This window comes from Streptomyces flavofungini, from assembly GCF_041028215.1.
Classification (GTDB): Bacteria; Actinomycetota; Actinomycetes; order Streptomycetales; family Streptomycetaceae; genus Streptomyces; species Streptomyces flavofungini_B.
In genome coordinates this window covers 1-8098 of sequence record NZ_JASKYR010000277.1, presented here as the reverse complement: position 1 = coordinate 8098, position 8098 = coordinate 1, and the positions used below count along the sequence as shown (strand labels likewise).

The window sequence follows — 8098 nt, the reverse complement described above, 5'->3', positions numbered from 1 at the left end:
CCCCGGCCTTCGACGCGTACGGGGCGGACGAATTCACCGCCCCGCCCTACGCCGCGGTGCGCCAGTGCGTCGAGGAGGCGGGCGGCGCCGAGGCGGGCATCGCCGAACCGCAGGCGTATCTCGCGCGGGTGCTCGACGCGGCGCCCGACGACACCGTGCGCCGCATGGTCACCGAACTCGCCGTCGAGGCCATCCTGCGCAAGACCGTCGACGAGGTCTACGCGGGCGTGCAGCTCGTCCAGGTGCGGCTGCGCGCCGTCGACCGCCGCATCCGGGACGTCCAGGGCAGCCTCGCCCGGCTCGGCGCGGGCGGCGACCCAGAGCAACTGATCGCCGTACAGAACGAGTTGTGGGTCCTTCAACAGTACGGCCAGGCACTCCGCGACCGCGGAGCCGACGCGCTCTAGCGCGCGTGATCCCGCGACGGCGGGTTACCCGACGGGTAACCACGCGGTCACGGACCGGACTCAAAAAGTCACCGCACGCCCCTCGTGGCGGCCATGTGTCGTACCCCACACTGGGTTCCGGTGCCTGAGTCCTCGGAGCGCGGCCGGCCCGCAGACAGCGGGCCCGACACCCCCGCGGTTCCACACATCGTGTCCGGGACGGACAGCGGCGAGGCCGCCGTCCCTCTCCCGTTGCCGCACGCCTCAGCTGCGATCACCCTGGAGGTCGCCCCCGTGCAGACCCAGACCCTCACCCAGACCGACACCGCCGCGCGCGCCGAAGCGGATACGGACGTCCTGGAGGCGGTACCGCCGCAGAACCGGGCCGCCCGGCACCCCGAAGGCGCACCGGACCCGCAGGGCGAAGCCGCACCGGACCCGCAGGGCGCCCCCGAGGCGCTCGAACCCGAGATCGTGGAACTGCCCGTCCCCCGTGGCCGCGCCGACACCAGCGGCCCCTCGTCCGACCTGTTCCGCCAGTACCTGCGCGAGATCGGGCGGATACCGCTGCTCACCGCGGCCGAGGAGGTGGAGCTCGCCCGCGGGGTCGAGGCCGGTCTCTTCGCCGAGGAGAAGCTCGGTAACACCCCCGACCTGGACTCCCAGCTCGCCCTCGACCTCGACAAGCTGGTCGTCATGGGCCGCATGGCCAAGCGCCGCCTCATCGAGGCGAACCTGCGCCTGGTCGTCTCCGTCGCCAAGCGCTACGTGGGCCGCGGCCTGACCATGCTCGACCTCGTCCAGGAGGGCAACCTCGGCCTGATCAGGGCCGTGGAGAAGTTCGACTACGCCCGGGGCTACAAGTTCTCCACGTACGCCACCTGGTGGATCCGCCAGGCCATGTCCCGCGCGCTCGCGGACCAGGCCCGCACGATCCGGGTGCCCGTGCACGTGGTGGAGCTCATCAACCGCGTCGTGCGCGTCCAGCGGCGGATGCTCCAGGAACGCGGGTACGAACCCACGCCCGAGGAGGTCGCCGCCCACCTGGACCTGCCGCCCGAGCGCGTCAGCGAGGTGCTCCGCCTCGCGCAGGAGCCGGTCTCGCTGCACGCCCCGGTGGGGGAGGAGGACGACGTGGCGCTCGGCGACCTCATCGAGGACGGCGACGCGACGTCCCCCGTGGAGTCGGCGGCGTTCCTGCTGCTCCGCGAGCATCTGGAGGCGGTCCTCTCCACCCTCGGCGAGCGCGAACGCAAGGTCGTCCAGCTCCGCTACGGCCTCGCGGACGGCAGGCCCCGCACCCTGGAGGAGATCGGCCGGATCTTCGGCGTGACGCGCGAACGCATCCGCCAGATCGAGTCCAAGACCCTCAACAAGCTGCGGGACCACGCCTTCGCGGACCAGCTGCGCGGCTATCTGGACTGAGCGCTCAGTCCACCTCGGCCACGGCCTGGGCGAACTGCGCGGCGTACAGCCGGGCGTAGGCCCCGTCCGCCGCGAGGAGCACGTCGTGCGAGCCCTGCTCGACGATGGCGCCGTTCTCCATCACGAGGATGGTGTCGGCGTCCCGGATCGTGGAGAGCCGGTGCGCGATGACGAAGGACGTACGCCCGTGCGCCAGGCGGGCCATCGCCTTCTGGATGAGCACCTCCGTCCGGGTGTCGACGGAGCTGGTCGCCTCGTCGAGGACCAGGATCACCGGGTCGGACAGGAACGCACGGGCGATGGTGATGAGCTGCTTCTCGCCCGCGCTCACCCCCGTGCCGTCGTCGTCGATGACGGTGTCGTAGCCCTCGGGCAGCGTGCGCACGAACCGGTCGGCGTGGGCGGCGCGGGCCGCCTCCTCGATCTGCTCGCGCGTGACGTCCTTCGGGGCGCCGTAGGCGATGTTCTCCGCGATGGTGCCGCCGAACAGCCAGGTGTCCTGGAGGACCATGCCGATCCCGGAGCGCAGCTCGTCGCGGGACATCCGCGCGATGTCGACGCCGTCCAGGGTGATGCGCCCGCCGGTCACCTCGTAGAACCGCATCAAAAGGTTGACGAGCGTGGTCTTGCCCGCGCCCGTCGGTCCGACGATGGCGACCGTGTGACCGGGCTCCACGACGAGCGACAGGTCCTCGATGAGCGGCTTGTCCTTGTCGTAGCGGAAGGAGACGTGCTCCATCTGGACCCGGCCGCGCAAGTGGTCGGGGCGCTCGCCCGGCACCGGGTCGGCCTCCTGCTCGTCGGCGTCGAGGATCTCGAAGACCCGCTCGGCCGACGCGACACCGGACTGCACCAGGTTCGCCATCGAGGCGACCTGCGTGAGCGGCATCGAGAACTGCCGCGAGTACTGGATGAAGGCCTGCACGTCACCGATGGACAGCGACCCGGACGCGACCCTGAGGCCGCCGACCACGGCCACCAGGACGTAGTTCAGGTTGGAGATGAAGAACATCAGCGGCTGCATGACACCGCTGTTGAACTGCGCCTTGAACCCGGCCTCGTACAGCTCGTCGTTCTGCTCGGCGAACGCCTTCGCCGACTCCTCCTGCCGGCCGAACACCTTCACCAGCGTGTGGCCGGTGTACATCTCCTCGATGTGCGCGTTCAGCTTGCCGGTGGTCTTCCACTGCTGCACGAACTGCGGCTGCGACCGCTTGCCGACCTTCGTCGCCACGACGAACGACAGCGGCACGGTGATCAGCGCCACGAGGGCGAGCAGCGGCGAGACCCAGAACATCATCACGAGCACGCCGATGATGGTCAGCAGCGAGTTGATGAGCTGGCCCATCGTCTGCTGGAGGGTCTGGTTGAGGTTGTCGAGGTCGTTCGTCGCGCGGCTGAGGACCTCGCCGCGCTGCCGCTTGTCGAAGTACGACAGCGGCAGGCGCGACAGCTTCGCCTGTACGTCGCCGCGCATCCGGAAGACGGTCCTGTTGATGGCGAGGTTCGAGAGCCGCGTGCCCACGAACATCAGGAGCCCCGCGACGAGGAACGTGCCGAGCGCGAGCAGCAGGACCTCGCCGACCGCCCCGAAGTCGATGCCCTCGCCGGGGGTGAAGTCGACGCCGGTGAGCATGTCGGCCATGCCGCCGTCGCCCTTGTCGCGCATGCCCTGGATGACCTGTTCCTTGGTCAGGCCGTCGGGCATGTCCTTGCCGATGACGCCCGCGAAGAGCAGGTCGGTCGCCTTGCCGAGGATCTTCGGGCCGAGCACCGAGAGGCCGACGCTCAGCAGGACGGCCGCGAGCATCCCGTACATCGTGCCGCGCTCCGGCTTGAACTGGCCGATCAGCCGCTTGCCGGAGCCCTTGAAGTCCATGGACCGGGAGTCCGGGCCCATCATCGGTCCACCCATGCCAGGGGGCATTACGCGGCCTCCGCTTCCGTGAGCTGGGAGAGCACGATCTCCCGGTAGGTCTCATTGCCCTCCATCAGCTCGTGATGGCGGCCGGTGCCGACCACGCGGCCCTCGTCGAGGACCACGATGCGGTCGGCGTCCCTGATGGTGGAGACCCGCTGGGCGACGATGACGACGGTCGCCTCGGCCGTCTCCTCGGACAGGGCGCGGCGCAGCGCCGCGTCGGTGGCGTAGTCCAGCGCGGAGAAGGAGTCGTCGAAGAGGTAGATCTCCGGGCGCTGCACCAGGGTGCGCGCGATCGAGAGGCGCTGGCGCTGGCCGCCGGAGACATTGGTGCCGCCCTGCGAGATGGGTGCGTCGAGCCCCTCGTCGAGGCTCTGGACGAACTCCTTGGCCTGCGCGACCTCCAGGGCGTGCCAGAGCTCCTCGTCGGTGGCGTCCGGGTTGCCGTAGCGGAGGTTGCCGGCGACCGTGCCCGCGAAGAGGTACGGCTTCTGCGGGACCAGGCTGACCGTCCGCGCGAGCAGCGCGGGCTCGATGGTGCCCACGTCCACACCGCCGACCAGGACCTGTCCCTCGGTGGCGTCGATGAGCCGGGGCACGAGGCCGAGCAGCGTGGACTTGCCGCTGCCGGTCGAGCCGATCACGGCGGTGGTCTCGCCGGGCCGCGCCACCAGGTCGACCGCCTTCAGTACGGGCTCCTCGGCGCCGGGGTAGCGGAAGCCCGCCGACCGGAGCTCCAGGTGGCCGTGGCTGCGCAGTTCGCGCACCGGGGCGGCCGGGGGCACCACGCTGGACTCGGTGTCAAGGACCTCCTCGATGCGCTCGGCGCAGACCTCCGCGCGCGGCACCATCATGAACATGAAGGTGGCCATCATCACGGACATCACGATCTGCATGAGATAGGCGAGGAACGCGGTGAGCGCGCCGATCCGCATGCCGCCGCTGTCGATGCGGTGGGCGCCGAACCACACCACCGCGATCGAGGAGATGTTCACCACCGTCATGACGATCGGGAACATCATCGCGAGGAGCTTGCCGGTGCCGAGCGAGACCTCGGTCAGGTCGGCGTTGGCGCCCCGGAAGCGGTCCTTCTCGTAGGGGTCGCGGACGAAGGCGCGGATGACGCGGTTGCCGGTGATCTGCTCGCGGAGCACGCGGTTCACCGTGTCGAGCCGCTCCTGCATGGTGCGGAACAGCGGGCGCAGGCGCCGCACGATCAGGCTGACGCTGATGCCGAGGACGGGCACGACGGCGACCAGGATGCCGGAGAGCGGCACGTCCTGGCCGAGCGCCATGACGATGCCGCCGACGCACATGATGGGCGCGGAGACCATCAGCGTGAACGACATCAGGACCAGCGTCTGCACCTGCTGGACGTCGTTGGTGGTCCGGGTGATCAGTGAAGGGGCGCCGAACCTGCCCACCTCGCGCGCGGAGAACGACTGCACGCGGTCGAAGACGGCGGCCCGCACATCACGCCCGAGGGCGGAGGCGGTCCGCGCGCCGTAGAAGACCGCGCCGATGTTGCAGATCATCTGCACGACGGTGACGGCGATCATGATGCCGCCGAAGCTGAGGATGTATCCCGTGTCCCCTTCGACGACGCCGTTGTCGATGATGTCGGCGTTGAGGGTGGGGAGATAGAGCGAGGCGCAGGTCTGCAGGAACTGCAGGAGCACCAGCAAGGTGATCGGTTTCTTGTACGGACGCAGATGCGTCCGCAGGAGTCGTATGAGCACGCTCGGTCTCTCGGCGAGTCGGGTGGCGGCATGGTGGCGAGGTCGCCCCTATCCTGCGCCACCCGACCCGTCGGCGTGCAACCGATTAACCCATGACCGGGTCAAAAACAAGCCCGGGTAACGGAGTGGCTCAGGAGCCGCCCGGAGCGAAGGCCCCGGGGTGGTTCTGCTCCCGCACGGTCGCGTACTGCTGCCGTACGGCCTGGCCCACGGCCGTCTCCTCGCCCGGCTCGAAGACCTGTGCCGCCGCGCCCTGCCAGTGCGGCAGCTGACCGGTGAGCGCCCACGCGGCCTGGCGGGCGGCGCCGATCGCGGCGTAGTCGGCGGGCTGCGGCACGACGACCTGCGTGCCGAAGAGCATCGGGGCCGCCGCCTGCACGGCAGGCAGCCCGGCCGCGGCGCCGAGCAGGAAGACCCGCCGGACCTCGACCCCGCGCCCGCGCAGCACGTCAAGGGCGTCCCCGAGCCCGCAGAGCATGCCCTCGAAGGCGGCCCGCGCCAGGTGCTCGGGCTTCATCGACTCGCGCCGCAGCCCGGTCAGCGTCCCCGCCGCGTGCGGGAGCTGCGGGGTGCGCTCGCCCTCCAGATAGGGGAGGAGCACCAGGCCGTGGGCGCCCGGCGTCGACTTCAGGGCGAGCGCGGAGAGCTCGTCGAGGTCCGTCACGCCGAGCATCTCGGCGGTGCCGCGCAGCACCCGTACGGCGTTCATCGTGTGGACCACCGGCAGGTGCATCCCGGTCGCGTCCGCGAGGGCGGTGATCATGCCGCTCGCGTCGGCCAGCGCCTCGTGGTGCACCGCCATCACCGAACCCGAGGCCCCGAGCGACACCACGGCGTCGCCCTGGCGCACCCCGAGCCCGAAGGCGGCGGCCATGGTCTCGCCGGTCCCGGCGGAGATCAGCAGCCCCTCGGGCGTCGTGCCCGCGGGCTCGGCGGGGCCGATCACCTCGGGCAGCATCGCCTGGTGGCCCAGGGCCAGTTCGACGAGGTCGGGGCGGTAGCTGCCGGTCGCGGCGGACCAGTAGCCGGTGCCGGAGGCGCCGCCGCGGTCGGTCGTCCGCCGGGCGGGCCTGCCGAGGAGCTGCCACACCAGCCAGTCGGGGGCCTGCATGAGGGCGGCCACGTGGCGGGCGGCCTCCGGTTCCGTCCGCGCCAGCCAGCGCAGCTTCGTCACCGGCTGCGCGGCCTGCGGCACGCATCCGACGGCCTGCGCCCAGGCCTCGCGGCTGCCGAGTCCGTCGATCAGGTCGACGGCGGCCACCTGCGCCCGCCGGTCGTTGCCGACGAGCGCGGGGCGCACCGTGTTGCCGTGGCCGTCGAGCGGCACCAGCGCGTTCTGCTGCGCGGAGACGCCGATCGCCTGCACGCCTTCGAGCAGCCCGCCGCCCGCCGCCTCGCCGAGGGAGAGCAGCCAGGCCTGCGGATCGACGTCGGCCGACCGCCCCCCGCTCTCGGGACTCTCCAGCGGATGCGGGGCATAGCCCTGCTTGAGTACGGCGCCCGTGTCCGTGTCACAGACCACGATGCGCGTGGAATCGGGCGAACTGTCCAACCCTGCGACTATCCCCATGCCAGGAATTCTGCCGCACGCACCGCCGGACGTGACCCGTGCCCCGGGCGTCCCGCCCTAGGTGTTACTGGTGCCCCAGTCGTCCGAGCCGCCCTGGCCCTTCTCGCGCAGCGACCGCACCCGCTCGGCCACCGAGTCGGGCATCCGGTCGCCGACCCGGTCCGAGACCGTGTGGAAGGCCTTGCCCGCCACCTCGCGTCCCTGCTGGGTCGCGGACTCGACCGTGTTGCGCACGGCCGGGTTCTGCGAGATCTCGCGGGCCGACTTCTTCAGTTGCTCGTAGCGCTCGCGTCCTGCCCGGGTTCCGAGCACGTACCCGAGGGCCAGTCCCACCACGAATGTGAGCCGGTATCGCATGGCAGCCACCCTTTCCTTGCGTCGGCGTCGCACGTCTGTCGCTCGTTCGTCGCTCGTCTGTCGCCGGTCTGTCTCTCGTCCGCTGACGGGCCGAGGGATACCGATTGGCGGAGCACCCCCCTGCTTGCGCTAATGTATGTGTCGCAGCGAGCGCCCGCCGCCCGGAGAGTTCCCAGGCAAGTGCGTTCGATGCAAACGAGACGATCCCCTGTAGCTCAATTGGCAGAGCAGCCGGCTGTTAACCGGCAGGTTACTGGTTCGAGTCCAGTCGGGGGAGCTCGGTCTCCTGTAGCTCAATTGGCAGAGCAGCCGGCTGTTAACCGGCAGGTTACTGGTTCGAGTCCAGTCGGGAGAGCTGTACGGAAGGACCCCTGAGATGCCTCTCAGGGGTCTTTTTCGTGCCTGGTGGAACCACGCGGGCACTCCTGCGGTCCTCATGGTCGAGCAGCGCGGCGGCTGTGCCGACCATCCGAAGCAGGAGATCGTATGAGCGGCTATGCTGCGGCAGACGGCGCGCACAAATGTGCGCGMCGTCTGCCGCAGCATAGCCGTCCTCATGGTCGAGCAGCGCGGCGGCTGTGCCGACCATCCGAAGCAGGAGATCGTATGAGCGGCTATGCTGCGGCAGACGGCGCGCACAAATGTGCGCGACGCGCCGTTAGGGGCGGTAGCTCAGCCGGTTAGAGCAGCGGACTCATAA

Annotated in this window: 5 protein-coding genes, 2 tRNA genes and 1 pseudogene; 4 read left to right on the top strand and 4 right to left on the bottom strand. The window is 70.4% G+C overall.

The window, feature by feature from the left end; genetic code table 11:
• Nucleotides 1-407 (top strand): annotated as a pseudogene (locus AB8Z36_RS19855) (DNA primase); the annotation flags it as partial.
• 120 nt (nucleotides 408-527) lie between these two features.
• Complete coding sequence (locus tag AB8Z36_RS19850) at nucleotides 528-1811, top strand: RNA polymerase sigma factor (protein WP_369214683.1); 1284 nt, start codon at nucleotides 528-530, stop codon at nucleotides 1809-1811.
• 4 nt (nucleotides 1812-1815) lie between these two features.
• Here AB8Z36_RS19850 and AB8Z36_RS19845 read toward each other — a convergent pair whose 3' ends face one another.
• The 4 genes from AB8Z36_RS19845 to AB8Z36_RS19830 all read right to left on the bottom strand — a co-directional run bounded on the left by AB8Z36_RS19845 (nucleotide 1816) and on the right by AB8Z36_RS19830 (nucleotide 7398).
• Nucleotides 1816-3726, bottom strand: a complete 1911-nt coding sequence (locus AB8Z36_RS19845; RefSeq protein ID WP_440581957.1) for an ABC transporter ATP-binding protein — start codon at nucleotides 3724-3726, stop codon at nucleotides 1816-1818.
• An 11-nt stretch (nucleotides 3727-3737) separates the two neighbouring features.
• Nucleotides 3738-5471 carry an ABC transporter ATP-binding protein gene (locus AB8Z36_RS19840; protein WP_369214682.1) on the bottom strand — a complete coding sequence of 578 codons (1734 nt, stop codon included), beginning with the start codon at nucleotides 5469-5471 and terminating at the stop codon, nucleotides 3738-3740.
• 130 nt (nucleotides 5472-5601) lie between these two features.
• On the bottom strand, nucleotides 5602-7041 hold the full coding sequence (locus tag AB8Z36_RS19835) for an FGGY family carbohydrate kinase (protein ID WP_369214681.1): 1440 nt from the start codon (nucleotides 7039-7041) through the stop codon (nucleotides 5602-5604).
• Nucleotides 7042-7098: 57 nt separating this feature from the next.
• Entirely contained in the window at nucleotides 7099-7398 is a 300-nt protein-coding gene (locus tag AB8Z36_RS19830) for a YtxH domain-containing protein (protein ID WP_369214680.1), read from the bottom strand.
• Between the two features lie 204 nt (nucleotides 7399-7602).
• On the opposite strand from AB8Z36_RS19830, the gene AB8Z36_RS19825 reads away from it, so the two are divergent.
• Together AB8Z36_RS19825 and AB8Z36_RS19820 are read left to right on the top strand one after the other, a co-directional pair.
• Nucleotides 7603-7675 (top strand) — tRNA-Asn (locus tag AB8Z36_RS19825).
• Between the two features lie 5 nt (nucleotides 7676-7680).
• Nucleotides 7681-7753, top strand: a tRNA-Asn gene (locus AB8Z36_RS19820).
• Nucleotides 7754-8098 lie beyond the last annotated feature (345 nt).